The sequence below is a fragment of the Actinoplanes sp. NPDC000266 genome (genome assembly GCF_042899005.1).
Classification (GTDB): Bacteria; Actinomycetota; Actinomycetes; order Mycobacteriales; family Micromonosporaceae; genus Actinoplanes.
In genome coordinates this window covers 1-22355 of record NZ_JBIAZI010000004.1, presented here as the reverse complement: position 1 = coordinate 22355, position 22355 = coordinate 1, and the positions used below count along the sequence as shown (strand labels likewise).

Below are 22355 nucleotides of genomic sequence, written 5' to 3'. Positions count from 1 at the left end.
GGATCCACCCAGCCCGGTGGACTCGGCCCGCGCGGTGGCTTTCGCCTGACCCGCCGACCGGTCCGGCGTCACCGCCTCAACCCGCGCCACCATCTGAGCCCGAACCGTCGATCCGGGCCGCATTGTCGTCTCGGCCTCAACGGTCGGCTCGGCAAGCACACCCGCCTCTACCCGGACTACCTGCTCGGCCTCGGTGGCCGACTCCACCCGAACTGCCTGCTCAGCCTGCATGGCCGGCTCGGCCAGGGCTGCTTGCTCGGCTTGGGCGGCCGACTCGGCCCGCACCACCGTGCAGGCCTCGACCGGCCTCTCTGCGCAACTGACCCGCGCAGCCTGCGGCACACCGTCCGGACCGGAAGCGGCCATCGCCTGCTCAACGGGCCGACATGGACGCCGCACCCAGCTGACCTCCTCATCCCAGACCAGCGGCGGTATCCGCTCGGTCGAATCATGCAGACCCAACTCCCCACACAGCCGCGAACAACCGTGCAACTGACACAACTTCAGCGCATGACGCCGTTTCAGCCCCCATTGCCGCCGTTCCGCCGCATCGCGCCGGAACTCCACCATCTCCGGCGAATGACTCGGCACGCCCGACCAATCCCGCATAGCAGCAATAACTGACCTGGAAAAGAACTCCAACTGCGTCATGAACCATTATCCCGCACCCCGAAGATCGACAGCAAAGAAACGATCACGCCAATCAAAATAATGCGGAGAAGCGCGTTTCCTTCTCATGCTGCGATCGAGCACTGGGGCATCCGCGAGGCCGCGACGCACAGATTTGCTCGGCTCTCACGCGGCCGAGTCGCCCAGCGTGGACGCGGCCAGGGCGAGCCACAACTGCACCCGGTCGGCCGTCGTGGTCAGGCAGCGGCCGGTCAGGCGTTCTATCTGGTCGACCCGGTAGCGGACCGTATTGCGGTGGACGATGAGGCGGTCGGCGACCACCGCCACCGAGCCGTCCGCGTCCAGGTAGGCGCGTAGCGTCGCCACCAATGAGCCGTTGTGGGCGGCGTCGAACTCGCGCAGCGGGCGCAGCACGTCGCGGGCCAGGTCGCGCAGCGGCACGTCCTCGCTGGCCAGCAGCAGGCCGGACAGGCTCATCTGCTGGCGCTCGTTGATGCCCGGCCCGCGCGTCATCGCCTCGTGCGCCTCGTAGTAGCTCCACCTCAGGCCGGTCATGCCCGCGTACCAGCCGCCGATGCCGACCCGCACCTCGTAACCGTTACGGGAGTCGCTGTGGCGGGACAGGTGGGCGCTGAGCAGCAGCGCGGCCTCGCGGGCGGACTGACCCGGCTCCAGCACGGCCAGCAGGCAGTCGTCGAGGACGGCCGTGGTGGCCCCGGCCAGCGGCGGGCTGCTCACCAGCTTGCGCCGCGGATCGCCGGCGGCGTCCACCGTGGCCACCAGCAGCGCGTGTTCGTCGCTCGCCCGGATGCCGAACGGCGACAGCCTCCGCTCGGCCTCGGGCGCACCGATCGTCCCGCGCACCAGATCCTCCAGCACCTGCCCGGCCAGCCGCCGCTTCCCGGCCAGCTCCGCCTGACGGCGGGCCAGTTCCAGACCGACCAGCGAGACCGCGTACGGCACCACGTCCGCCGAACGGCGAGGACGACGACAGCAGAGGTACGCCACCACGGCGTCCTCCACACTCACCGGCACCGCCATCGGCAGGTCGCCGCCGGCCCGGCCCCGGGCCGTGGACAGGATCTGCTCGACCGGCCACGAGGCACTGGCCGGCGCCGTGGCCAGCACCCGCCCGTACAGGTCGAGAACCATCGCCGGCGCGCCCAGGATCTGATGCAGCGAGTCGACCAGCGCGCCCAGCCCGCGCCCCGACAGCAGCGCCTTGGCCAGCGTGTCGTGCTCGTCGAGCAGGTCGGCGAACCGGCCGTACTGCTCCTCCAGGATCCGGTCGGCCACGAAACGGTCGACGGCGATGAACGGCGTCTCGTACGGAATCTCCAGCACCGGCAGCCGATGCTCGCGCGCTTCCGTGAGTGTCCCCTCCGGAATCCGTTCGTGGGTCAAACCGATCCCGAAGCCGAGACCCACCGCCCGCCCCTGGGCCACCCGCTCCACGAACTGCCGTTGAGCGCCGTCGTCGAGCTGGCTGAGCCCGGTGGTCAGCACCAGCTCGCCGCCGCCGAGGAACGGCCGCGGGTCGGCCAGCTCGGTCACCGCGCACCACCGCACCGGCTGGTGCAGCGCGGCCGGATCGCCGTCGGCCAGCCGGAGGCTGAGGTCGGGGTCGGCGAGCACGTCGGACAGACGCAGCGTCATGGCGGGACTGTACGGGCGCACAACGGCGTCGCGTAAGGACTGTGCCCTCGTCCATTTACCGACATCAGCACGTCGCTCTACGGTGTCCTGCAACACACTTCGGGAGGGGGCGCCGCGTTGATGCAGGTGACGCCCCGAATCGGCGGCCGCCCGGCCACCTCGGCCGAGTGGATCGAGGTGCTGAGCCCGTACGACGGCTCGCCCGTGGCCCGGGTGCCGGCGCTCGGCCCCGATCACGTCGCCTCGGCGGTGGCGGCCGCCGGGGCGGCCCTGCACCGCGACGACTTCCCGTGGCATCGCCGCGCCGAGGTCCTGGAACGAGCGGCCGGCTTGCTGGCCGAGCGCGCCGGGGAGTTCGCGGTCACGATCGCCCGCGAGTCCGCCCACCCGATCCGCACCGCCCGAGCCGGAGCCACCCAGGCCGCCGCGACGCTGCGCCACGCCGCCTCCGAGGCCCGCCACCTGACCGGCGACATGTTCCCCCTGACCGGCCTGTTCGCCGCTCCGCCCGATCGTTCAGCGACTGCCCGGCCGGCCGCGCCGGGCGGAAAGGTGGTCGGCCGGTTCGCGTCTGCGCCGAATGGTGGGGAGGGCGGCCGATTCGCGCCCGGGCCAGGTGGGGGCGTGGAAGAGCGGCTGGGGTTCACGCTCCGGCGGCCGGCCGGCGTGGTCGCGGTGGTCTCGTCGGGGCGGTTTCCACTGGTGGCTCATGTGCTCGGGCCGGCGATCGCGGCCGGCTGCCCGGTGGTGCTCAAGCCCTCGGACCGGACGCCGGTCACGGCGATTCGGCTGGCCGAGCTCCTGGTGGAGGCGGGGCTGCCCGGCGACTGGATCTCGGTGGTCACCGGGCCGGCGGCGGAGACGCCCCTGCTCCTGCACCCGGAGCCGGCCGTTCTGTTCTTCAACGGCGCCGCCGGCGCCGGGCCGCGCCTGCGGGAGGCCGCCGCGGGCAAGCGGCTGCTCCTCGCCTTCGAGGCGCCCCTTCCCGTGATCGTCGGCGCCGATGCCGATCCCGGCCGCGTGGTCACCGCGCTTCGGGGCGATATTTCGCTCTATGTCGACCAGGCGCTCCACGACCGTCTGGTCGCCGAGCTCCATGACGCGATCGCGGCGCGCAGGACAGGCGATCCCCTCGACGAGGCGACCGACGCCATCCCCGCCGTCGCGGTGAAGCCGTTCGCTGGACTGACCGAAGCCATTCGCCTGGCCAACGAAGCCAACGAAGCCGACGAAAGCGGCCCCGGAACCCAAGCCGCGATCTTCACCTCCGACCTCGGCGCCGCCCTGCTCGCGGCCCGCGAGTTGCGCTTCGCCGCCGTCCTGGTCAACGAGGTGCCCACGTTTCCGCTGCCCGTTTCCGTGGCGGACCTGACCGATCTCAAGACGGTGGTGGTGACCCCATGAGCGAGCCGGCGATCAAGCTGACCGGTCTGAAGAAGTCGTTCGGAGCGGTCGAGGCCGTGGCCGGCATCGACCTGGAGATCGCCGACGGCGAGTTCTTCTCCATGCTGGGCCCGTCCGGCTCGGGCAAGACGACCGTGCTGCGGATGATCGCCGGCTTCGAGCTGCCGACCGCCGGCCGGGTCGAGCTCAGCGGCCGCGACGTCACCCGCCTGGCGCCCTTCGAACGGGACGTCAACACCGTCTTCCAGGATTACGCGCTCTTCCCTCACCTGAGCGTCATCGAGAACGTCGAGTACGGCCTCAAGGTCCGCAAGGTTCCCCGCAAGCAGCGCCGGGAGCGGGCCGAGCAGGCGCTCGCCTCGGTGCGCCTCGACGGCTTCGGCCAGCGGCGGCCGCGCGAGATGTCCGGCGGGCAGCGGCAGCGGGTGGCGCTGGCCCGCGCCCTGGTCAACCGGCCCAAGGTGCTTCTGCTCGACGAGCCTCTGGGCGCCCTCGACCTCAAACTGCGCGAGCAGATGCAGGTGGAGCTCAAGCAGATCCAGCGCGACGTCGGCATCACCTTCGTCTTCGTCACCCACGACCAGGACGAGGCGCTGACCATGAGCGACCGGGTCGCCGTCTTCGACGACGGCCGGGTGGCGCAGGTCGGCACGCCCGAGGAGGTCTACGAACGGCCCGCTACGCCGTTCGTCGCGGGATTCGTCGGTACGTCCAATCTGCTCACCGGTGAAGCGGCGCGCTCGGTCTTCGGGCGGGACGGTGCTTACGCCGTACGGCCGGAGAAGTTGACCTTGAATGGCGACGGCGAAGCCGGCGTGCCCGGGACCGTGGCCGAAGTGATCTACGCGGGACCGGTGACCAGGTTCGTCGTCGACCTGGACGCGGGCGCGCGGGTGACCGTCGTCGAGCAGAACCGGCGCACCGGAACGGCCGCGCTGGGGGAGATGCGGGGGAAGAGGGTTCGCCTGACCTGGCACGCGGAGCACGTCATCTCGATAAAGGAGAACGCTGATGCGGCATAAAGTCACTTTTCTGGCTGTGGGCGCGCTGGCGCTCGCGCTCGCTGGATGTGGTAGCTCCGACAACGAAAGCGGCTCCGGCCCGGGCGGCCTGAGCGTCCCCAAGGTCGACAAGATGGCGGCGCTCGGCGCCGGCGAGGGCTCGGTCAACGTCATCGCCTGGGCCGGATACGTCGAGGACGGTTCGACCGACCCCAAGGTCGACTGGGTCACCGGCTTCGAGAAGGAGACCGGCTGCCAGGTCAACACCAAGGTCGCGGGTACGTCGGACGAGATGGTCGCGTTGATGAAGACCGGCGAGTACGACGTGGTGTCCGCCTCCGGCGACGCGTCGTTGCGCCTGATCTACGGCGGCGACGTGGCCCCCGTGAACACCGACCTGATCGGCAATTACAAGGACGTCTTCGAGGGCCTGAAGAACAAGCAGTGGAACTCGGTGGACGGGCAGCCGTACGGCGTCCCGCACGGCCGAGGCGCCAACCTGCTCATGTACCGCACCGACACGGTCAAGCCGGCCCCCACCTCGTGGAGCGCCGTCTTCGACCCCAACTCCCCGTACAAGGGCAAGATCACGGCGTACGACTCGCCGATCTACATCGCCGACGCCGCCCTCTATCTCATGAAGACCAAGCCGGACCTGGGCATCAAGAACCCGTACGCCCTGGACGACACCCAGTTCAAAGCGGCGACCGACCTGCTGACCGAGCAGAACAAGCTGATCGGCGAGTACTGGTCGGACTACACCAAGGAGGTGCAGGCCTTCAAGTCCGGCGACTCCGTGCTCGGCACCACCTGGCAGGTCATCGCCAACCTGGCCAAGGCCGACAAGGCCCCGGTCGAGGCGATCCTGCCCACCGAGGGCGCGACCGGCTGGTCCGACACCTGGATGATCTCGTCCAAGGCCAAGCACCCGAACTGCGGCTACCTGTGGATGAACCACATCATCTCGCCCAAGGCGAACGCCGGCGTGGCCGAGTGGTTCGGCGAGGCGCCGGCCAACAAGCTGTCCTGCGCCGAGACGGCCGACAAGAACCACTGCGCGACCTTCCACGCCGAGGACGAGGCCTACTTCGAGCAGGTCTGGTCCTGGACAACGCCGCTCGCGCAGTGCGTGGACGGCCGTACGGATGTGACCTGCAAGGACTACGCGGCTTGGACCCAGGCCTGGACGACGATCAAGGGATAGCGTGACCGTCTTTCACCGGCATCCGCGGCTGCGCCTGGCCGCGCTGCTCTCGGCGCCCCTGTTGTGGCTGGTCGTCGCCTATCTCGGCGCGCTCGCCGTGCTGCTGGTCTCGGCCTTCTGGACCGTCAACGGGTTCACCGGCGAGGTGGTCCGGGAGTTCACTCTGGCGAACTTCCGGACCCTTGTCACCGAGGAGGTCTACCGCAACGTCACCTTGCGCAGCCTGGGCGTGGCCGCGTCGGTCACGGTCATCTGCGCGGTGCTGGCCCTGCCCATGGCGTTCTTCATGGCCAAGGTCGCCTCACCCCGCTCACGGCACTGGCTGGTGATCGCCATCCTGACCCCGCTGTGGGCGTCCTACCTGGTCAAGGCGTACGCATGGCGCGTCCTGCTGGCCAACGACGGCCCGATCGACTGGCTCTTTCTAGGGCACGGTCCCGGGTACGGTCTCCTCGCGACCATCATCGTGCTGTCGTACCTGTGGCTGCCGTACATGATCCTGCCCATCTACGCCGGCCTCGAACGCATGCCCACGTCGCTGTTGGAAGCCTCGGGCGATTTGGGCGCCCGCCCCGGCCGAACATTCCGGGCAGTGGTGCTGCCGCTGATCGTGCCGTCCCTTTTCGCCGGCTCGATCTTCACTTTTTCGCTGTCCCTGGGCGACTACATCACCGTCCAGATCGTCGGCGGCAAAACCCAGCTTCTGGGCAATTTGGTGTACGCCAACATAGGCGCCGCCAACAATCTTCCGTTCGCCGCGGCGATCGCCACCATCCCCGTCCTGGTGATGGTCATCTACCTGGTCGCGGTCCGCCGCTCGGGCGCCCTGGAGGAACTGTGACCCTGTCACCCTGGTCGCGTTGGGCGTTGCGAGCGTTCATGGCCGTGGGGCTGACGTTCATCTACGTGCCCCTGCTCCTGGTGCTGGTCAATTCCTTCAACGGCGACCGCACCTTCGCCTGGCCCCCACACGACTGGACGACCCGCTGGTGGTCCGCCGCCTGGGACAACGCGGGAGCCCGGGATGCCCTGTTGACCTCGGTGAAGGCGGGTTTGGGAGCCACCGCGATAGCGCTGGTGCTGGGCACGATGGTGGCTTTCGCCGTACAGCGCTTCAAGTTCTTCGGCCGCGACACCGTGTCGTTGCTGATAGTCCTGCCGATAGCCCTGCCCGGAATTGTCACGGGCATAGCCCTGGACAGCGCGTGGCGCTCGGTGATCGCCCCACTGGGCCTGGGCAAGGGCTTGTTCTCAGTGATCGTCGGCCACGCGACATTCTGCGTGGTCACGGTCTACAACAACGTCCTGGCCCGCCTCCGGCGCAGCGGCGTCAATTTCGAGGAGGCCTCCTCGGACCTGGGCGCTTCCTCTTTCCAGACGTTCCGCTACATCACGTTCCCGTTGATGAGGTCAGCGTTGCTGGCCGGCGGTCTGCTGGCTTTCGCCCTGTCGTTCGACGAAATCATCGTCACCACATTCACGGCGGGCCCAGGCGTAACCACGTTGCCGATCTGGATTTTCAACAATCTGTTCCGCCCCAACCAGGCCCCCGTGGTCAACGTCGTCGCAGCCGCCCTGATAGTCCTCTCAGTACTGCCGGTCTGGCTGGCCCAGCGCTTGGCCGGCCCCGAAGCAGGCGCCAGCCGCACTTGACCCTCGCTGCGACGTTTCGCCGGCCGCCATCCCCTTTCCGGCGGCGAGCTATACAGCCTTGCTGTAGGTTTGGCGCGTGACTGAGACGGAGCTGGCGGAAGCGCTGCGGGCGGCAGTCGGCGACTTCGTCCGGCGCGCCAGGGCGGGGGACCGGATGCCGCCGGGGCAGGCCGCGGTGCTCGGTCATCTCGATCGGGGCGGAGCGGTCTCGATCGCCGAGCTGGCGCGCCGGGAGCAGGTGCGGCACCAGTCGATGACGCGGACCGTTCATCTGCTGCACGATCAGAGCCTCGTCGACCTGAAGCCGCACGGCACCGATCGGCGCCAGGTGGTCGTGGCGATCTCGGACGAGGGCCGGACCGCCCTGGCCGAGGAGCGGCGCCATCGGGCTTCCGGCATAGCCGAGGCGATCCGCCTCGACCTGGACGACGAGGAGCGCGCGATCGTGGACCGGATCCCCGAGATCCTCGGCAAACTGCGGCCCCGCCGATAAGGCCGGTCAGGCGTCGAGGCTTTCACCGGCCGGCAGGCGGTGCAGGGGAAGCCCGGTCAGCCCGTTCTCACCCAGGAGCATGGCGGCCGAGTTCTGGCCCAGGTCGCTGAGCATGAGCTCATGGATCTGGACGACGCGCTCAGGGCGAACCGCCCGGACAAAGTCGGCGGCCTCGCCGAATTTCGTCCACGGCCCGCTGGTCGGCAGCAGCAGGGTGGGCACCGGAACGCCGGGAGCGAAGTAAGCGTCGCCGGGGTGGTAGACGGAGCCGTCGACCAGGTAGCCGACGTTGTCGACCTGCGGGATGTCACGGTGGATCAGGGCGTGCTCACCGCCGTGCGCCGTAACCGAGAATCCGGCAACCTCGAAGGTGTCGCCCGCCCGCACGGTGACCAGCCGCTCACCCGGATCCGCCTCGGGCGGGATCTGCCCGGCGAGTTTCGCGGTGACCGCCGCCGGCCCGTAGACGTGCAGACCAGGCCGTTCTCGCATGGCGGCCAGCACGACGCCGTCGTCAAGGTGGTCGAAGTGCTCATGCGTGACGAGCACAGCGTCGGCCTCACCGGCAAGCCGCGGCGCGTCCGGGGTGAAGGTTCCCGGGTCGACCAGGATCGTGCGCCCGTCCTTGGTCAGAGTCACGCAGGCGTGGTCGTACTTCGTGAGCTTCATCGGCGACCTCCTCAGGTACAGCGCAACTGTACAGTCTTGCTGTACTTCTCCGGCAAGACTGAGTGCCGGGCGCCACCGACCGGGCGAAGGGTGAAGCGCGCTGAGCAGGAGAGGTGGCACGGTCAGGCGAGGGGCTGGCCGGCCGACTGGGTCTCCGTGGGGACGGGGGCGGCGTTGTGCGTCAGGACCGCGCCTGTCATGAAGGTGCCGCCCACGGCCAGAGCGCCCAGGATCCCCAGTGAGATCTGCTGTTCCAAGTCGTGCTGGCGTTCGTAGTCCGCCTCGTTCACCACCGTCAAGCGGCCGTTGTCGTTCAGCACGTACTGGCCGTTGCGGATCTCGGTGTCGCCGTCCAGGCCGGCGAAGGCCAGCACCACCGACAGCCAGAAGGCGAAGAACATGACGCCGGCCAGCATGCTCGCCCAGTGCGGCACGTGCGGCGGCACCCACGCCGTCAGGCTCCAGGCTCGGCGGGGGCGGGTCGTCCGGTAGTACCAGCGGTTGCCGATCACGCCCGCGATCACACCGGGCACGGCCAGGATCGCCGCCACGCCCACCGCCGCCGGGGTGGGGAGCAGACGTACCCCGGCCAGCAGGGCGCCGATGAGCACGGCCGACCACATCAGGCCGGCGGAGCACATCGCGCTGCACACGATCAACCACCGCTGGGGAACCATCATTGCGGACGCTAGCCGCCCCGGCCCTGTCGTGCGGCGGTTTCCGCCGGTACGTCCGCCGCGACCGGAACGGTCGTATGATCTGGCGCGAGATGAGCGATTCCTATGCCTGCGTGATCCCCACCGACCCCACCTGGCAGCCGGAGGGCGAGGCCGCCGAGCGTGCCGAGGACTACGTGCGCAGCGTCGGCGTCAGCCAGGAGGTCACGTCCGAGTTCTACGACCGGATCACGGTTGTCGACGCCGGTGAGAATCTTTCCCGGATCACCTGCTCGAACTGCGGCGCCGACATTCCCCTCGAGTGGTGGGCCGAGCTCACCGAGGAATCCGAGGGCGAGTTCGACGACCTCGGCATCGTCGTGCCCTGCTGCAACGCTCAGGTGCGGCTCGACACCCTCGGCTTCGACTGGCCGTGCGGTTTCGCCCGGTTCGAGATCGCCATCCTCAACCCCGACCGTGACGACCCCTCGTTCACCGAGGACGAGCTGGCCGAGCTAGCCATCCTCCTCGGCCACCCCGTCAAGCAGATCCTGATCCACGTCTAGGACCTCGTAGCGGAGCCAGACCGTGCCGTCCGGCTCGGCGTGCGTACTCAGCAATCGCATCGACGCCGGGAGCTCGCCCGGCCCCAGCGGCTCCCCGTCGAACAGCGACGGCGTGTCCGCGCCCCCGATCAGCGCCGGATAGATCACCACCTGCACCTCGTCGACCAGCCCGGCCCGCAGCAGCGCCCCGTTCACCCCGCCGCCCGCCGTCGACACGACGCACGTGACCCCGAGCCGCGACCTCATCTTCTCCAGGGCTTCGCGGAGGTCCTGGGCGACGAGGTAGGAGATCCTCTCGTCGCGCAGGTAGGACAGATAGGCCGCCGGTGTCGCCGGGGAGACGAGAACGAGCAGGTGATAGCCGTCGTTCTCCTTCATCGTCCAGCGCACCCGCCCCCGGCGGTCCACCACCGTGAACCACTTGGCGGCCGGAATGACGAAGTCGTCGCACGGCCCGGCCGGTGGGCCCGGCATCGGCTCCGCCGTGGAGGTCACCAGTGACCCGCTGCCCTCCAGCATCGCCGTCGGCTGGTGAAGGGACGCGATCTGGGCCGACCGCGCCGCCTCCACCGCGTCGGCGCTCGGCGGCCGCAACGACGCCCACACCTCCGGCGACGTCATCAGCAGATGATCACGATGCAGCGTGATCCGCCCGTCGAGCGACATCTGCGCCGACACCACGACCCGAGGCCGAAGAGAAGTCATGCTGAAGGCTTACCAGCCACCTACGACACTTTCCGGGGCGTGTGCCGCCGATAGACGCTCACGCTCGGATCGCCCGAGATCCAGAAACGCCAGGGCACGTCGTGCGCGGAGGTGACACCGACCCGCGGACCCGCGGCGACCGCACCGACCGCCGCCGCCGGGGGAGAGACAGTCAACGGGCCCGTCCCGTCGATCACCGACGAGCCGTTGGCCGAGCGGTCCAGGGCCAGCACCTGCATCAGCTTCGCCGGCCCGGCCGCCAGATCACTGTCGCGTCGAGTGGCCCGTCGGCGCGAACGGGCGAGTGGAAGGCCCGAAACCACCGAGCCGGCCCGGAGCAGCACCGCCGCCGCCCGGCCCTCCTCGCCGCAGACGATGTTGGCGCAGAAGTGCATTCCGTAGATCTGGTAGACGTACAACGTGCCGGCCGGGCCGAACATCACCTCGTTGCGGGCCGTCATCCCGCGGTGGGCGTGGCTGGCCGGGTCCTCGCCCAGCCCGCTGTACGCCTCCACCTCGGTGAGCCGCACGGTCACCCCGTTGGCGGTCAGCTGCCAGCCCAGCAACTGCCGGGCCGCCTCGTCGACCTCACCCGCCGGCAGGTCCAGCCATGGAAAACTCACCGGCCCAGCCAATCACACGGGATCATGTGGGCATGCGTCCCGATCCCGACCTGCTCCAGCGGTGGGTCGTGCTCGAGGGCGTGCCCGCCGCCGAGGTCGGCCCCCGTCTGGGCCTGAGCCGCGCCGCCGGCTATTCCTGGCTGAGCCGCTACGCGATCTCCGCCGGCCGGCCCTTCCTCGGGCAGGACCACCTGATCGAGTTGTGGCGGTCGGGCCGTGACGCCGGCCTGCCGCCCGAGGCGGTCCGCGAGCGGCTGGTCACCGCGTCCGTCCTGGTCGCCGACCGCAGCTACTTCCACGTCGGCGCGCCCGACGACCCGCTCCCCGAGGCGCTGCTGCGCGACTGGATGCTCCGCGACGGCTACACGGTCGCCCAGGTCGCCGCGCTCACCGGCACCACCCCTCGGCAGGTCCGCTACCGCCTGGCCCGGTACCGTCTGTCGCCCGGCCGTCCCGGCCCGCGCCCACGGCTGAGCGGCATCCTCACGCCCGATTCGCTGACCCGTCTCTACGTCCACGACGGCCTCTCCTGCCCCCGGATCGCCGAGCGGACCGGGGTCAGCCCCGAGTCGGTCCGGGAGCTTCTCATCCGGTACGGCATCGAGCGGCGCCCCAGCGGCAGCCGAGGGCGCCGCCCGCGCGCCGCGATGAAGGCCACCGGAAAGCTCGAACTGGTCCAGCGCTCCCGGATCGCCCGGGACGCCGCCGCCGAGCTGGTGGAGCAGGCGGTCCGCGCCCGGCGCGCGGCGGAGCTCCTGATCAGCTCTTCCGGCCTGCTGCGCCGAAGATAGAGGCCTCGACCGGGCTCGGGTGTTCGGCCGCCGAGGGGTCGGGCCGCCAGTCCGCCACCGGCGCGATCCCGGGTGCGACCAGCGACAAGCCGGAGAAATGGGCCTCGAATTCGCTGCGAGTGCGCGGGTGGACGTCCGACCGTCCCGTGCGCAGCGACTCGTCCCACGCCTGTTTCAGCGAAGGGGTCAGCAGGTCGGTCGTGGCCATCGAGGCGATCAGGTGGCTGCCCGGCGCGAGCGAGTCCAGCAGCGTACGCACGATCGACAGCGACTCCTCCTGCGACGGCAGGAAGTGCACCACCGCGACCAGGATCAGCCCGACCGGCCGCGAGAAGTCGAGCACCTGACCCGCCTGCTCGAGGATCTTCGCCGGGTTGCGCAGGTCCTCCTCGAGATAGCGGGTCTCGCCGTCCGGCGTGCTGGTCAGCAGCGCCCTCGCGTGGGCCATCACCATCGGGTCGTTGTCGACGTACACGATCTTGGAGCTCGGCGCGGCGCGCTGCGCCACCTCGTGGGTGTTGTCGGCCGTGGGCAGGCCCGTGCCGATGTCGAGGAACTGCCGCACCCCGGCGTCGGCGGCCACGTAGCGTACGGCCCGGCCGAGGAAGGCCCGGTTGGCCCGGGCCGCGATGCGCGCGGCCGGGTACGACTTCGCGAGCAGGTCGCCGGACTCGCGGTCGGCGGCGAAGTTGTCCTTGCCGCCCAGCCAGTAGTTGTACCGCCGTGCCGGGTGGGGGACTCCGGTGTCGAACTTGTCGGTCACGCTCCTGATTGGATCATGCGGGGGCCCATCCGAGGAACCTCTCATAGAGATCCCCCGCCGTGCAGTCGTCGATCGCCGACAGCATGCACGACCTCAGATAGAACCCGAGCGCGGGCTGCTGACCTCGATATTCCTCGGATAACTCCACCTTGGCCGGTGCGCACGGCCAGTCCTGGCCGCAGACCACACATTCCCAGGCCGGCCGCGAGCCGACATGTTCGGTCACGCTACTCCCTGCGTTCGATCTCTTACAGAGAGCAGTCTCGATGGCTTACGCTGATTGCTCAACGGTTCACGGCGAGATTCCCGCAAATGGATTCTCGCCGTCTCGTTCGCGACGGTCGGACTGTCTCGAACGGAACACCGAAAGAGAGTGATCGATGACCGAGACGGGTTCGACCGTTCCGAGACGCCAGGTCGGTCGCCTGCTGAAACAGCTCCGTGAGCAGGCCGGTGTGTCCCTGATGGGCGCCGCCGAGGAGCTGGAGTTCTCCCGGGCCCGCATGTACCGCATCGAGAAAGGCGAGGTCGCCGTCCGCAAGCACGACGTCATCGCCATGTGCGGCGTCTACCGGGCCACACCCCGGATGACCGAGGTGCTCATCGGCCTGGCCCACGAGTCCAAGGCCAAGGGCTGGTGGCATGCGTACGGCGATGTCGTTCCCGCCTGGTTCGAGCTCTATGTCGGCATGGAGCAGGCCGCGAGCCGCCTGCGATCCTTCGCGCCCAGCGTCATTCCGGGCCTTCTCCAGACCAGTGAGTACGCCGACTGGATCTTCCGGAAATGGATCGGCGACGACGAGCCGGCCGTGCGGAACGCGGTCGGCATGCGCCTGGAACGGCAGTCGCTGCTGACCCGCGCCCATCCCGGCGCGCCCCGGCTCGACGTGCTGATCGACGAGGGAGTGCTGCGCCGAGCCGTACCGGACACCCTCGGTATGCAGCGGCAACTCGCCCATCTGGTGAACGTCTCGACCCAGCCCAACGTCAGTGTGCGGGTCATTCCGTTCGCCGCCGGGCCGCACAAGGCGGCCAGCTCCGGGCAGTTCACGATCCTCGAGTTCCCGGCCGTCGGAACCGCGTCCCCGGAGCCGACAACGATCTATTGCGAGAACCTCACCGGCGCGCTCTATCTGGATAAGCTCGCTGAAGTAGAGACATATGAATCGATCTGGGGGGAACTGGAGTCGGTTGCTCTGGGGCAGGCCGACTCCGACGATCTCATCGCGACGATCATCAAGGAGAGCGATGACTGACCTGACCGGTGCCGTCTGGCACAAGAGCACACGCAGCGGCGGCAACGGTGGCGACTGCGTCGAGGTCGCGGTCAACCTGCCGGGGATCGTCGCGGTCCGCGACACCAAGGACCGCGAGGGCGCGGCTCTGATCTTCACGGACGCCGAGTGGGTGGCTTTCCTCGCGGGCGTACGCGACGGGGAGTTCGACCTTTAGATCTCCGTGTGCCGATTCTTAAGCGCTCATTAGCCGACGGGAACAACGGCGGCGGATGCCCCAGAGTGGGGTAGCCGTCCCCCACGACCCGAAGGTGACCTGGTTCCGTGTCGATGAATGCCGCCGCCCGTCTGCGCTACACGTTGGTGGCCGGAGTCACCTCTGTCGTCATCGGCTCGGGCTTCACCTTCGTGGGCCTGAGCAGGGATGCGGGAGCCGAGACGACGGTGCCGAGCGCCGCCGAGCAGCCCCTCGTGCCGCCCACGACGGAGAGCGCCGGGACGAGCGAGCCCGCGGCCCCGGTTCCCACGACCACCTCCGCGTCGCCGTCCCCGTCGGCCACCCCCTCGAAGACCCGCGCCACCACCAGGCCCACGCCGAGCCCCACGAAGTCGAAGAAGAAGACGGCTCAGGCCGTCCCGACGCCGGCGAAGACGAAGACCACGGCGCCGCCGACCAGCGGCTCGGTCGTCGAGCAGGTCCTCGCGCACATCAACGCGGCCCGCGAGGACGAGGGCCTGGCCGCTCTCACCCTCGATGAGGACCTCTCGAAGGCCGCCGCCCTGCACAACCAGCTGATGATCGACGGCTGCGGCCTGTCCCACCAGTGCCCGGGCGAGGGCGGCATCGGCACCCGGTTCAGCGCGCAGGGCGTCAAGTGGTCGTCGGCCGGCGAGAACATCGGCTTCGGCTCGAGCGGCTCCAGCGACTCGGCCAAGGTGAACGCGGCCAACGGCCTCACCGACAGCATGCTGGCCGAGACCCCGCCCAACGACGGCCACCGCAAGAACCTGCTCAGCACGAGCTTCAAGCGCATCGGCCTGAGCATCGTCCGCGACAGCAAGGGCATCACCTGGATGACCCAGGATTTCGTGGGTTAGTGGGAGCGCCAGGCGTGGCCGGGGTGCACGAGATCGAGCGCCCGGTCGAGCCAGTCCCGCTCGGCTGAGGTCAGGTGGGGCGCGGCCGCGTCGTAGTCCTGCTGGTCCTTCTCGCGGGCGTGCTTGGCCTTGAAGAGCAACACCACGTCGGGGCTGAGGTAGGGGATGCCGTCCGGGGTCCGGAGGATGATTTCGCTGTACGGGCGGCGCAGGCTCTCGTGCCGTCGCGAGATCCAGATGTCGCCGTCGTGCGGCTCCCGGAACACGTCGAGCCGCCACACCTCGGCGCTCGGATCCAGCGCCCACGTCTGATGATGCTCGGCCAGCGCCCCGGGCGTGGCCGGCACGAGCACGCCCTCACCGGCCGGCGCGTAGAAGGCCAGCTCGGGGAAGCGCCCGGCGATCTCGGCGAAGCGGCTCTCGGGCACGGCGATCTCGGTGTCCTCGTGCTCGCGCAGGTCACCGCCGAGGTGCAGGTCGATGGCCCAGCCGCCGGCCACGCACCAGGGGGCTTCGACACCGGCCAGCCGCGAGGCGACCAGCGACGGGTGCCACGACTGCCAGGCTTCGATGTCCGGTGTCATACCGGCAGCCTAGAGTGCAGCCGTGGCCAAGATTCTCAAGACCCTTCTCCGCCGGATCACCGGCAAGGCGACCCCGGCGCCCGCGCCGCGCTCCCCGCAGCAGCAGCCGAAGCCGGTGCGGCACGTACCCACCCACGAGCGTGGCCGCCACGTCGAATACTCGCCCAACCTCGACGGTGACGCCGACCCCGGTGAGGTCGTGTGGACCTGGGTCCCCTACGAGGACGACCCGTCGCAGGGCAAGGACCGCCCTGTGCTCGTGGTCGGGCGCTCCGGCCGTACGGTGCTCGGCCTGATGCTCTCCTCCCAGAGCGACCGTGACGGTCAGCGCAACTGGATGAGCCTGGGCGCCGGCAGCTGGGACAAGGAAGATCGCCCGAGCTGGATCCGCCTCGATCGGGTGATCGAGGTCGACCACGACGGCATCCGCCGCGAGGGCGCCGTGCTCGACCGCACCCGTTTCGACCGGGTCGCGGCGAAGCTGCGCCAGGACTACGGATGGCGCTGAGGCGGGCCGGATAGCGTTGACGCCATGCAGAACGAGGTAATGGTCGGATTCGGCGGCAAGCAGGCATGGCTGGCCGTCCGCAGCGAGCTGGGCGCCGACCGCGACCCGGGCCGGGTCATCGACGCGCTCGGCCTGCGCGACCTGGGCTCGTCGCCGTGGCGCGACGGCATCGACCTGGCCCACCTGACCGACGACCGGGTCGCCGTGACGCCGCCGCTGCCGGGCGCCCGCGACACCGCGTGGGTGCTGGTGGCCGGCCGCTGGCTGATCCGCCCCGGCACCCCGGTCGACGTGGTCGCCCTCTCGGCCGAGCTCGGCACCGAGGTGCAGTTCTTCGCCACCCACCGGGTCACCGAGCTCCACCGCTGGCAGCGGGCCGCCGAGGGCGGGTTGATCCGCGCGTTCGGATATGTGGGGCAGACCGGCGACGTCACCTCATGGAGCGGGGAACCCGACTCGGCCGAACGCGCGGCCGGCCTGCCGGGCGAGCTGACCGAGGAGACCACCGTCCTGGTCGGTGAAAAAGACGTGCTCGCCGTGGCCGATGCCTGGAGCATTGATCCGACCACGCTGTCCGGGCGACCCGCGCCGGGACCGCTGCGAATCGGCGCCGCCGACCGAGAGGGCTGACATGCGCAAGTACGTGATCATGGGAGTGCAGGGCAGCGGCAAGGGCACCCAGTCGCAGCTGCTCTGCGACGACCTCGACCTCGTGCACATCGCGGTCGGTGACATCTTCCGCTGGCACGTCAAGAACCACACCAAGATCGGCGCCCAGGTGCGCCGCACGATGAACGCGGGCGACCTGGTCGGCGACGACCTGGTCGAGAAGATCGTGCGCGAGCGCCTGGACGGGCACGACTGGAACTACGGCTTCGTCATCGACGGCTTTCCCCGCAACGGCCGGCAGGCCGAGTTCTTCATGGAGAGCTTCGACATCGACGGCGTGATCCACCTCGAGCTGGCCGAGGCCGAGGTGCGGCGCCGGGTGCTCAGCCGCCGCCTGTGCCCCAACTGCGGCATGGACTACAACCTCATCGCCGACCGTCCCCAGGTCGAGGGCCGGTGCGACATCTGCGGCCACGAGCTGATCACCCGCGCCGACGACACGCCCGAGGCTCTCGACGCCCGCCTGCGCGACTACAACGAGAAGACCCGCCCGGTCCTCGAGCTGTTCCGCCGCAAGGAGTTCGTCCACGACATCGACGCCAGCCCCTCCGCCGACGAGGTGCAGCAGTCCATCCGCACGGCCCTGGGCCTGCCCGACCACAAGCCCACGAGCTGACCGCACGCTGCTCACGAGCCGGCGAGCTGAAGGTCGCGCTCGGCGGCCGGCGCGCGCCACATGGCCACGACGATCACCGCGGTCACGGCCAGGCCGCCGGCCAGCAGGCGATATCCGAAGTGCATGCCGGCCGTGAAGTCGGCGGTCGAGCGCAGCGCGTGGTGCGAGTTGAGCACCGTGCCGATGATCGCGACGCCGAGCGCGGCCCCGATCTCCCGGGCCGACGAGTTGACGCCCGCGCCGAGGCCGGCCCGGGCGGGCGGCAGGCCGGTCATGATGCCGTGGGTGAGCGCCGGCGTGCACAGCCCCATGCCGGCCGCCATGATCAGCAAGTAGAGCGCATAGATGACGTACGGCGTCGATGCCGTCGCCGTTGACAGCGCGGCGAGACCGAGAGCGATCATCCCGAGCCCGGCCCCGACGATCCACCGCGCCCCGAAGCGCTCGGCCAGCGGCACCGCCCGCCGCGTCACCAGGCCCATGCCGACCGCCAGCGGCGCGATCGCGAGCCCGGTCACCAGCACCGAGTAGCCCTTGACGTCCTGAAGGAACTGCGCGTTGACGTAGAACAGCCCGAAGAGCACCAGGAACCCGAAGCACACACCCAGGGCGCCCGCGCGAACCGCCGGGATCCGGAACACCCGCGGGTCGAGCAGAGGGTCACGGGCCTTCATGGCGTACGTGATGAAGACCGTCACCAGAAGCAGGCCGAGGCCGAACCCGCCGAGCACGGCGGCGTCGCCCCACCCGCGCCCCGGCCCCTCGATGATGCCGAAGAGCAGCGCGAACACCCCGCCCGTGAGCAGCGCGGCGCCGATCGGGTCGAGGCTCGCGTGGTGCCGCGGCGCCTTGGGCACGAAGGCGGCGACCCCCGCCGCCAGCAGCAGCGCCACCGGCACGAAGAACGCGAACAACGACGCCCAGCCGGCCCAGCGCAGCACCACACCGGCGATCAGGTTGCCGGCCATGCCGCCCATGCCCATCGCCGCCGTCCAGACGGCGATCGCCTGCGGGCGCCGCTTCGGCTCGGTCGCGTGGACCAGCAGGGCCAGGGTGGCCGGCTGGGCCAGCGCGGCCGCCACACCGGACAGCGCGCGGCCGGCCTCCAGCACGGCCACGTTCGGGGCGAGCGCGCTGACCAGGTTCGCGACCGCGAACAGGACCAGGCCGGCGATCAGCACCCCCTTGCGGCCGAAGCGGTCGCCGAGCGCGCCGGCCGGGATCAGCAGCGCCGCGAAGACGATGACGTACGTGTCGACGATCCAGACGAGCTGGCCCCCGGAGGGGTGCAGATCGCTCGCCGCGAGCTGCGGCAGCGCCAGGTTGATCCCGGCCACCAGCGCCTGCAGCGTCACCGCGGCGGCGCACATGAGCAGCAGAGTCTTGTTCTTGAGCATGGATTCGACGGTAGAAATGACCTAACCTAACGTCAAATGCAAGCTTTGCAAGAGAGAGTTGCGTCTGATGCAGTTGGATCTGAATCTGCTGGTCGCGCTGGACGCGCTGCTCGAGGAGGGCAGCGTCGGTGGGGCCGCCCGGCGGCTTCATCTCTCCGAGCCGGCCACCAGCCGCGCCCTGGGCCGGATCCGGGCCGCCACCGGCGACCCGATCCTGGTCCGCTCCGGCCGGTCGATGGTTCCCACACCCCGGGCCCAGGCCATCCGTACGGAGGTGCACGCTCTCGTGGAGCGCGCCCAGGCCCTCTTCACGCCGCCGGGAGCGCCCGACCTGTCGACGCTGGAACGCGCCTTCACGCTGCTCGCCTCGGACGTCGCCATCTCGATCGGGCCGGCCCTGCTGGCGCGCGTGCGGGCCGAGGCGCCGCACGTGGCGCTGCGGTTCCTGGGGGAGGGGTCGGGCACCGAGGGTTCCGAGCTGCGCGACGGCGTGGCCGACCTCGACATCGGAGTGGCCGGCCGGACGCCGCCCGAGATCAGGGTCGAACCGCTGCTCACCGACCACGTGGTGGCCGTGGTCAGGCCCGGGCACCCGCTGGCCCCGGGCCCGCTGACCAGGGAGCGGTTCGCCGCCGCCGAGCACGTCAGCGCGTCACGCCGGGGCCATCTCACCGGGCCGGTCGACGACGACCTCGCCGCGCACGGGCTGCGGCGGTCGGTGGCCATGGCCGTGCCCACGTTCTCGGCCGCGATGTTCGTGGTGGCCCGCACCGACCTGGTGGGGCTCATGCCGCGGCGGCTCGGCGGTGACACCATCGCGGCGCTGGGCCTGGTCGCGCTCGATCCGCCGATGGACCTGCCGCCCATCCCGATCAGCATGTCCTGGCACCAGCGCTACGACGCGGACGGCGAGCACGGATGGCTTCGTGACCGCGTACGGAAAACGGTGTCTGACTTTGATCAGAAGGCGTAGCCGCGTTTGGTGAGCTCGGCCTCGATGGCCTCGCACACCTTCTCGACCACGGCGAAGCGGGCGTAATGCTTGTCGTCGCCCTGGATGACGTGCCACGGGGCCCAGGTCGGGTCGCAGCGCTCGAGCATCTCGCTCACCGCGGCCTCGTACGCGGGACGCTTCTCCCGGTTGCGCCAGTCCTCGTCGGTCAGCTTCCACTGCCGCAACGGATCACCCGCCCGGTCCTCGAACCGGCGCGCCTGCTCGTCCGAGGAGACGTGCATCCAGAACTTGACCATGATCATGCCCTCGGCGGTCAGGGTCCTTTCAAATTCGACGATCTCGTTGTACGCCCTCTGCCACTGCTCCTTGGTGGCGAAGCCCTCGACCCGCTCGACCAGCACCCGGCCGTACCAGGAACGGTCGAACACCGCCATGCCGCCCCAGCCCGGAAGCTTCGGCCAGAAACGCCAGAGGAAATGGTGGCGCTTCTCGTCGTACGTCGGCGCCGCGAACTGCGAGACCCGCACGAACCGGGGATCGAGCGGAGCGACGAGCCGCTTGATGGCGCCGCCCTTACCGGACGCGTCCCAGCCCTCGAACACGCAGGTCAGCGGGGGTCCGATCTTCTTCTCGCCGATCTGGCCGCCCAGGATCAGACGCAGGCGCAACAGACGCTGCTGCGCCTCCTCCAGCCGGGCCACAGCCTTCTTCTTGGAGATCTCGATCGGCGGCTCACCGCTACCCAGGCGACTCATTCCTTGAGTTCTACCCGTGCCGCTTCGCCAGGGAAACCCAGTGTGATCGCGCCCGCCGTGTGGGGGACAATGCCGAGGTGACTCTCGTAGACGACCTGACGTGGCGTGGACTGATTCAGGACTCGACCGACCCGGCCGCCCTGGCCGCCGCACTGACCGGCGGGTCCATCACGTTCTATGTGGGCTTCGACCCGACCGCGGCGTCCCTGCACGTCGGTCACCTCATGCAGGTCATGACCGCCCGCCGGCTCCAGATGGCCGGGCACAGGCCGCTGCTGCTGGTGGGTGGCGCCACCGGCCAGATCGGCGACCCGCGGGAGTCCAGCGAGCGCAGCCTCAACCCGCCCGAGGTGGTGCAGGGCTGGGTCGAGCGCATCCGCGCGCAGCTCTCACCCTTCGTGACGTACGAGGGAGACAGCGCCGCGACCCTGGTCAACAACCTCGACTGGACCGGGCCGACCTCGGTCATCGAGTTCCTGCGCGACGTCGGCAAGCATTTCCCGATCAACAAGATGCTCGCCCGCGACGTGGTGAAGAACAGGCTCGAGAGCGGCATCAGCTTCACCGAGTTCGCGTACCAGCTACTCCAGTCCAACGACTTCTACCAATTGCACGTGCGTCATGACTGTGCGCTGCAATTCGGCGGTTCCGACCAGTGGGGCAACATCACGGCCGGAGTCGATTTCGTACGCCGGCGCGGGGCCGGCCCGGTCCACGCGTTCGTGACGCCGCTGGTCCTGAAAGCCGACGGCACCAAATTCGGGAAGACCGAGGGCGGGGCGGTCTGGCTCGACCCGGAGATGACGACGCCGTACGCCTTCTACCAGTTCTGGATCAACTCGGACGACCGCGACGTCAACAACTACCTGCGCTACTTCAGCTTCAAGAGCCGAGAGGAGCTGGAGGAGCTGGAAAAGGCGACGGCGGAAAGGCCACAGGCCCGGCTGGCCCAGCGTGCTCTGGCACAGGAGATCACTGCCCTCGTGCACGGTGAGGAGGAGGCGTCGCAGGCCATCGCGGCGTCGCAGGCGCTCTTCGGGCGGGGCTCGCTGGAGGAGCTGTCGCCGTCGACCTTGGAGGCGGCGCTGTCCGAGGCGGGGATGCAGTCGTTCCGGGGGGAGCTGCCCTCGTACACGACCCTGCTGAAGGAGTCCGGTCTCGTGGCGTCGGCCAACGAGGCCCGGCGCACGATCAACGAGGGCGGGGCGTACGTGAACAACGAGCGGATCACCGATGGCGAGGCCGTGCCGGCGGTTTCCTCGCTGTTGCACGGGCGGTTCCTCGTGCTTCGCCGGGGGAAGAAGTCGTTCGCGGGGGTCTCGTACGACGCCTGACCTTAGGTTTTTCCATGATCGGCCTCCTGTGACTGGTGTCGCAGGGGGCCGATTTGGCATCCGGGTTCAGACGCCTGTAATGTTTTCCAAGCCGCCAGGGAGACGGGCGAGCGAGCGGGACTCTTCAGAGGCCCGGCGCGGCCGTCCTGGAGGAACCCCTGAAATTCGCTCGGCGAATAGCCGTGCTAATTTCTCGGGGCTCGAGCGATTTGTTTGGTCGATTACCGGAAAATTTCCGGGAGTTGACGAAGCGGAAAAGCGAGAGTAAAGTTGAGCGAGTGCCCCGGGGTGATTGACCGGGTAGCGGTTGTTCTTTGAGAACTCAACAGGGTGCTTGATAAGCCAGTGCCAATTAAGTAATACCCCGGCCGGCGTCTTTGGATGTCGGTG

General features: G+C 69.5%; 26 protein-coding genes. 16 read left to right on the top strand and 10 right to left on the bottom strand.

Features of this window, described 5'->3' with window-relative positions; all coding sequences use genetic code 11:
- Window positions 1–795: 795 nt before the first annotated feature.
- Window positions 796–2286 carry a PucR family transcriptional regulator gene (locus tag ACFY36_RS16580; protein ID WP_499746838.1) on the bottom strand — a complete coding sequence of 497 codons (1491 nt, stop codon included), beginning with the start codon at window positions 2284–2286 and terminating at the stop codon, window positions 796–798.
- A gap of 126 nt (window positions 2287–2412) precedes the next feature.
- On the opposite strand from ACFY36_RS16580, the gene ACFY36_RS16575 reads away from it, so the two are divergent.
- The 6 genes from ACFY36_RS16575 (at window position 2413) to ACFY36_RS16550 (ending at window position 8041) form a co-directional block, all read left to right on the top strand.
- Window positions 2413–3690, top strand: a complete 1278-nt coding sequence (locus tag ACFY36_RS16575; protein WP_499746837.1) for an aldehyde dehydrogenase family protein — start codon at window positions 2413–2415, stop codon at window positions 3688–3690.
- A complete protein-coding gene (locus ACFY36_RS16570; protein WP_499746836.1) occupies window positions 3687–4712 on the top strand; it encodes an ABC transporter ATP-binding protein in 1026 nt (341 codons plus the stop codon). Before ACFY36_RS16575 ends, ACFY36_RS16570 begins: the two co-directional genes overlap by 4 nt.
- Window positions 4702–5895 carry an ABC transporter substrate-binding protein gene (locus ACFY36_RS16565; protein WP_499746835.1) on the top strand — a complete coding sequence of 398 codons (1194 nt, stop codon included), beginning with the start codon at window positions 4702–4704 and terminating at the stop codon, window positions 5893–5895. The genes ACFY36_RS16570 and ACFY36_RS16565 overlap by 11 nt, the downstream gene beginning before the upstream one ends.
- Before the next feature lies 1 nt (window position 5896).
- Window positions 5897–6736 (top strand): ABC transporter permease, encoded by an 840-nt coding sequence (locus ACFY36_RS16560; protein WP_499746834.1) that lies wholly within the window; start codon window positions 5897–5899, stop codon window positions 6734–6736.
- A gap of 38 nt (window positions 6737–6774) precedes the next feature.
- Complete coding sequence (locus tag ACFY36_RS16555; protein WP_499746833.1) at window positions 6775–7548, top strand: ABC transporter permease; 774 nt, start codon at window positions 6775–6777, stop codon at window positions 7546–7548.
- Window positions 7549–7624: 76 nt separating this feature from the next.
- Window positions 7625–8041, top strand: coding sequence for a MarR family winged helix-turn-helix transcriptional regulator (locus tag ACFY36_RS16550; protein ID WP_499746832.1), 417 nt, complete (start codon window positions 7625–7627; stop codon window positions 8039–8041).
- Between the two features lie 6 nt (window positions 8042–8047).
- Here the strand turns inward: ACFY36_RS16550 and ACFY36_RS16545 are convergent, their stop codons facing one another.
- A complete protein-coding gene (locus ACFY36_RS16545) occupies window positions 8048–8710 on the bottom strand; it encodes an MBL fold metallo-hydrolase (protein WP_499746831.1) in 663 nt (220 codons plus the stop codon).
- Window positions 8711–8832: 122 nt separating this feature from the next.
- On the bottom strand, window positions 8833–9387 hold the full coding sequence (locus ACFY36_RS16540; RefSeq protein ID WP_499746830.1) for a hypothetical protein: 555 nt from the start codon (window positions 9385–9387) through the stop codon (window positions 8833–8835).
- Between the two features lie 92 nt (window positions 9388–9479).
- Between ACFY36_RS16540 and ACFY36_RS16535 the strand changes: the two genes are divergently transcribed.
- Window positions 9480–9932 carry a hypothetical protein gene (locus tag ACFY36_RS16535; protein WP_499746829.1) on the top strand — a complete coding sequence of 151 codons (453 nt, stop codon included), beginning with the start codon at window positions 9480–9482 and terminating at the stop codon, window positions 9930–9932.
- Here ACFY36_RS16535 and ACFY36_RS16530 read toward each other — a convergent pair.
- Both ACFY36_RS16530 and ACFY36_RS16525 read right to left on the bottom strand, forming a co-directional pair.
- Window positions 9882–10637, bottom strand: a complete 756-nt coding sequence (locus ACFY36_RS16530; RefSeq protein WP_499746828.1) for a RibD family protein — start codon at window positions 10635–10637, stop codon at window positions 9882–9884. The two genes, ACFY36_RS16535 and ACFY36_RS16530, sit on opposite strands and share 51 nt — an antisense overlap.
- A 20-nt stretch (window positions 10638–10657) precedes the next feature.
- Complete coding sequence (locus ACFY36_RS16525) at window positions 10658–11260, bottom strand: DNA-3-methyladenine glycosylase (protein WP_499746827.1); 603 nt, start codon at window positions 11258–11260, stop codon at window positions 10658–10660.
- A 32-nt stretch (window positions 11261–11292) separates the two neighbouring features.
- Between ACFY36_RS16525 and ACFY36_RS16520 the strand changes: the two genes are divergently transcribed.
- The gene (locus tag ACFY36_RS16520) at window positions 11293–12051 is read left to right on the top strand and encodes a hypothetical protein (RefSeq protein WP_499746826.1); all 759 of its coding nucleotides are present in this window, start codon (window positions 11293–11295) and stop codon (window positions 12049–12051) included.
- Here ACFY36_RS16520 and ACFY36_RS16515 read toward each other — a convergent pair.
- Together ACFY36_RS16515 and ACFY36_RS16510 are read right to left on the bottom strand one after the other, a co-directional pair.
- Window positions 12020–12814 carry an SAM-dependent methyltransferase gene (locus ACFY36_RS16515; RefSeq protein ID WP_499746825.1) on the bottom strand — a complete coding sequence of 265 codons (795 nt, stop codon included), beginning with the start codon at window positions 12812–12814 and terminating at the stop codon, window positions 12020–12022. The two genes, ACFY36_RS16520 and ACFY36_RS16515, sit on opposite strands and share 32 nt — an antisense overlap.
- A 13-nt stretch (window positions 12815–12827) precedes the next feature.
- Entirely contained in the window at window positions 12828–13040 is a 213-nt protein-coding gene (locus ACFY36_RS16510) for a hypothetical protein (RefSeq protein ID WP_499746824.1), read from the bottom strand.
- Window positions 13041–13194: 154 nt separating this feature from the next.
- On the opposite strand from ACFY36_RS16510, the gene ACFY36_RS16505 reads away from it, so the two are divergent.
- From ACFY36_RS16505 to ACFY36_RS16495, 3 genes are all read left to right on the top strand, one after another.
- Window positions 13195–14070, top strand: coding sequence for a helix-turn-helix domain-containing protein (locus ACFY36_RS16505; protein ID WP_499746823.1), 876 nt, complete (start codon window positions 13195–13197; stop codon window positions 14068–14070).
- Window positions 14063–14266 (top strand): DUF397 domain-containing protein, encoded by a 204-nt coding sequence (locus ACFY36_RS16500; protein ID WP_499746822.1) that lies wholly within the window; start codon window positions 14063–14065, stop codon window positions 14264–14266. Before ACFY36_RS16505 ends, ACFY36_RS16500 begins: the two co-directional genes overlap by 8 nt.
- A gap of 113 nt (window positions 14267–14379) precedes the next feature.
- Window positions 14380–15147 carry a CAP domain-containing protein gene (locus ACFY36_RS16495; RefSeq protein ID WP_499747544.1) on the top strand — a complete coding sequence of 256 codons (768 nt, stop codon included), beginning with the start codon at window positions 14380–14382 and terminating at the stop codon, window positions 15145–15147.
- Here ACFY36_RS16495 and ACFY36_RS16490 read toward each other — a convergent pair.
- A complete protein-coding gene (locus ACFY36_RS16490) occupies window positions 15144–15731 on the bottom strand; it encodes a nucleotidyltransferase domain-containing protein (RefSeq protein ID WP_499746821.1) in 588 nt (195 codons plus the stop codon). The genes ACFY36_RS16495 and ACFY36_RS16490 overlap by 4 nt on opposite strands.
- Before the next feature lie 31 nt (window positions 15732–15762).
- Between ACFY36_RS16490 and ACFY36_RS16485 the strand changes: the two genes are divergently transcribed.
- Genes ACFY36_RS16485 through ACFY36_RS16475 form a run of 3 tightly spaced genes read left to right on the top strand, consistent with a single transcriptional unit; the run spans window position 15763 to window position 17524 of the window.
- Entirely contained in the window at window positions 15763–16239 is a 477-nt protein-coding gene (locus ACFY36_RS16485; protein WP_499747543.1) for a type II toxin-antitoxin system PemK/MazF family toxin, read from the top strand.
- A 24-nt stretch (window positions 16240–16263) separates the two neighbouring features.
- Window positions 16264–16869, top strand: coding sequence for a hypothetical protein (locus ACFY36_RS16480; protein ID WP_499746820.1), 606 nt, complete (start codon window positions 16264–16266; stop codon window positions 16867–16869).
- A gap of 1 nt (window position 16870) precedes the next feature.
- A complete protein-coding gene (locus ACFY36_RS16475) occupies window positions 16871–17524 on the top strand; it encodes an adenylate kinase family protein (protein WP_499746819.1) in 654 nt (217 codons plus the stop codon).
- Between the two features lie 11 nt (window positions 17525–17535).
- On the opposite strand, the gene ACFY36_RS16470 is transcribed toward ACFY36_RS16475, so the two are convergent.
- Complete coding sequence (locus ACFY36_RS16470; RefSeq protein ID WP_499746818.1) at window positions 17536–18921, bottom strand: MFS transporter; 1386 nt, start codon at window positions 18919–18921, stop codon at window positions 17536–17538.
- A 67-nt stretch (window positions 18922–18988) separates the two neighbouring features.
- Between ACFY36_RS16470 and ACFY36_RS16465 the strand changes: the two genes are divergently transcribed.
- Complete coding sequence (locus tag ACFY36_RS16465) at window positions 18989–19894, top strand: LysR family transcriptional regulator (protein ID WP_499746817.1); 906 nt, start codon at window positions 18989–18991, stop codon at window positions 19892–19894.
- Here ACFY36_RS16465 and ACFY36_RS16460 read toward each other — a convergent pair.
- Window positions 19882–20631, bottom strand: coding sequence for a polyphosphate kinase 2 family protein (locus ACFY36_RS16460; protein WP_499746816.1), 750 nt, complete (start codon window positions 20629–20631; stop codon window positions 19882–19884). The two genes, ACFY36_RS16465 and ACFY36_RS16460, sit on opposite strands and share 13 nt — an antisense overlap.
- Before the next feature lie 77 nt (window positions 20632–20708).
- Between ACFY36_RS16460 and tyrS the strand changes: the two genes are divergently transcribed.
- The gene (gene tyrS / locus ACFY36_RS16455) at window positions 20709–21965 is read left to right on the top strand and encodes a tyrosine--tRNA ligase (RefSeq protein ID WP_499746815.1); all 1257 of its coding nucleotides are present in this window, start codon (window positions 20709–20711) and stop codon (window positions 21963–21965) included.
- Window positions 21966–22355: the final 390 nt, after the last annotated feature.

What these genes read in the sequence shown, in the direction of transcription:
- ACFY36_RS16570 (WP_499746836.1), top strand. Translation starts at nt 3,687, where the DNA reads ATGAGCGAGCCGGCGATCAAGCTGACCGGTCTGAAGAAGTCGTTCGGA.
- ACFY36_RS16520 (WP_499746826.1), top strand. Translation starts at nt 11,293, where the DNA reads ATGCGTCCCGATCCCGACCTGCTCCAGCGGTGGGTCGTGCTCGAGGGC.
- ACFY36_RS16555 (WP_499746833.1), top strand. Translation starts at nt 6,775, where the DNA reads ATGGCCGTGGGGCTGACGTTCATCTACGTGCCCCTGCTCCTGGTGCTG.
- ACFY36_RS16495 (WP_499747544.1), top strand. Translation starts at nt 14,380, where the DNA reads ATGAATGCCGCCGCCCGTCTGCGCTACACGTTGGTGGCCGGAGTCACC.
- ACFY36_RS16475 (WP_499746819.1), top strand. Translation starts at nt 16,871, where the DNA reads ATGCGCAAGTACGTGATCATGGGAGTGCAGGGCAGCGGCAAGGGCACC.
- ACFY36_RS16540 (WP_499746830.1), bottom strand. Translation starts at nt 9,387, where the DNA reads ATGGTTCCCCAGCGGTGGTTGATCGTGTGCAGCGCGATGTGCTCCGCC.
- ACFY36_RS16505 (WP_499746823.1), top strand. Translation starts at nt 13,195, where the DNA reads ATGACCGAGACGGGTTCGACCGTTCCGAGACGCCAGGTCGGTCGCCTG.
- ACFY36_RS16580 (WP_499746838.1), bottom strand. Translation starts at nt 2,286, where the DNA reads ATGACGCTGCGTCTGTCCGACGTGCTCGCCGACCCCGACCTCAGCCTC.
- ACFY36_RS16460 (WP_499746816.1), bottom strand. Translation starts at nt 20,631, where the DNA reads ATGAGTCGCCTGGGTAGCGGTGAGCCGCCGATCGAGATCTCCAAGAAG.
- ACFY36_RS16480 (WP_499746820.1), top strand. Translation starts at nt 16,264, where the DNA reads ATGCAGAACGAGGTAATGGTCGGATTCGGCGGCAAGCAGGCATGGCTG.
- ACFY36_RS16530 (WP_499746828.1), bottom strand. Translation starts at nt 10,637, where the DNA reads ATGACTTCTCTTCGGCCTCGGGTCGTGGTGTCGGCGCAGATGTCGCTC.
- ACFY36_RS16470 (WP_499746818.1), bottom strand. Translation starts at nt 18,921, where the DNA reads ATGCTCAAGAACAAGACTCTGCTGCTCATGTGCGCCGCCGCGGTGACG.
- ACFY36_RS16535 (WP_499746829.1), top strand. Translation starts at nt 9,480, where the DNA reads ATGAGCGATTCCTATGCCTGCGTGATCCCCACCGACCCCACCTGGCAG.
- ACFY36_RS16465 (WP_499746817.1), top strand. Translation starts at nt 18,989, where the DNA reads ATGCAGTTGGATCTGAATCTGCTGGTCGCGCTGGACGCGCTGCTCGAG.
- ACFY36_RS16490 (WP_499746821.1), bottom strand. Translation starts at nt 15,731, where the DNA reads ATGACACCGGACATCGAAGCCTGGCAGTCGTGGCACCCGTCGCTGGTC.
- ACFY36_RS16565 (WP_499746835.1), top strand. Translation starts at nt 4,702, where the DNA reads ATGCGGCATAAAGTCACTTTTCTGGCTGTGGGCGCGCTGGCGCTCGCG.
- ACFY36_RS16545 (WP_499746831.1), bottom strand. Translation starts at nt 8,710, where the DNA reads ATGAAGCTCACGAAGTACGACCACGCCTGCGTGACTCTGACCAAGGAC.
- ACFY36_RS16500 (WP_499746822.1), top strand. Translation starts at nt 14,063, where the DNA reads ATGACTGACCTGACCGGTGCCGTCTGGCACAAGAGCACACGCAGCGGC.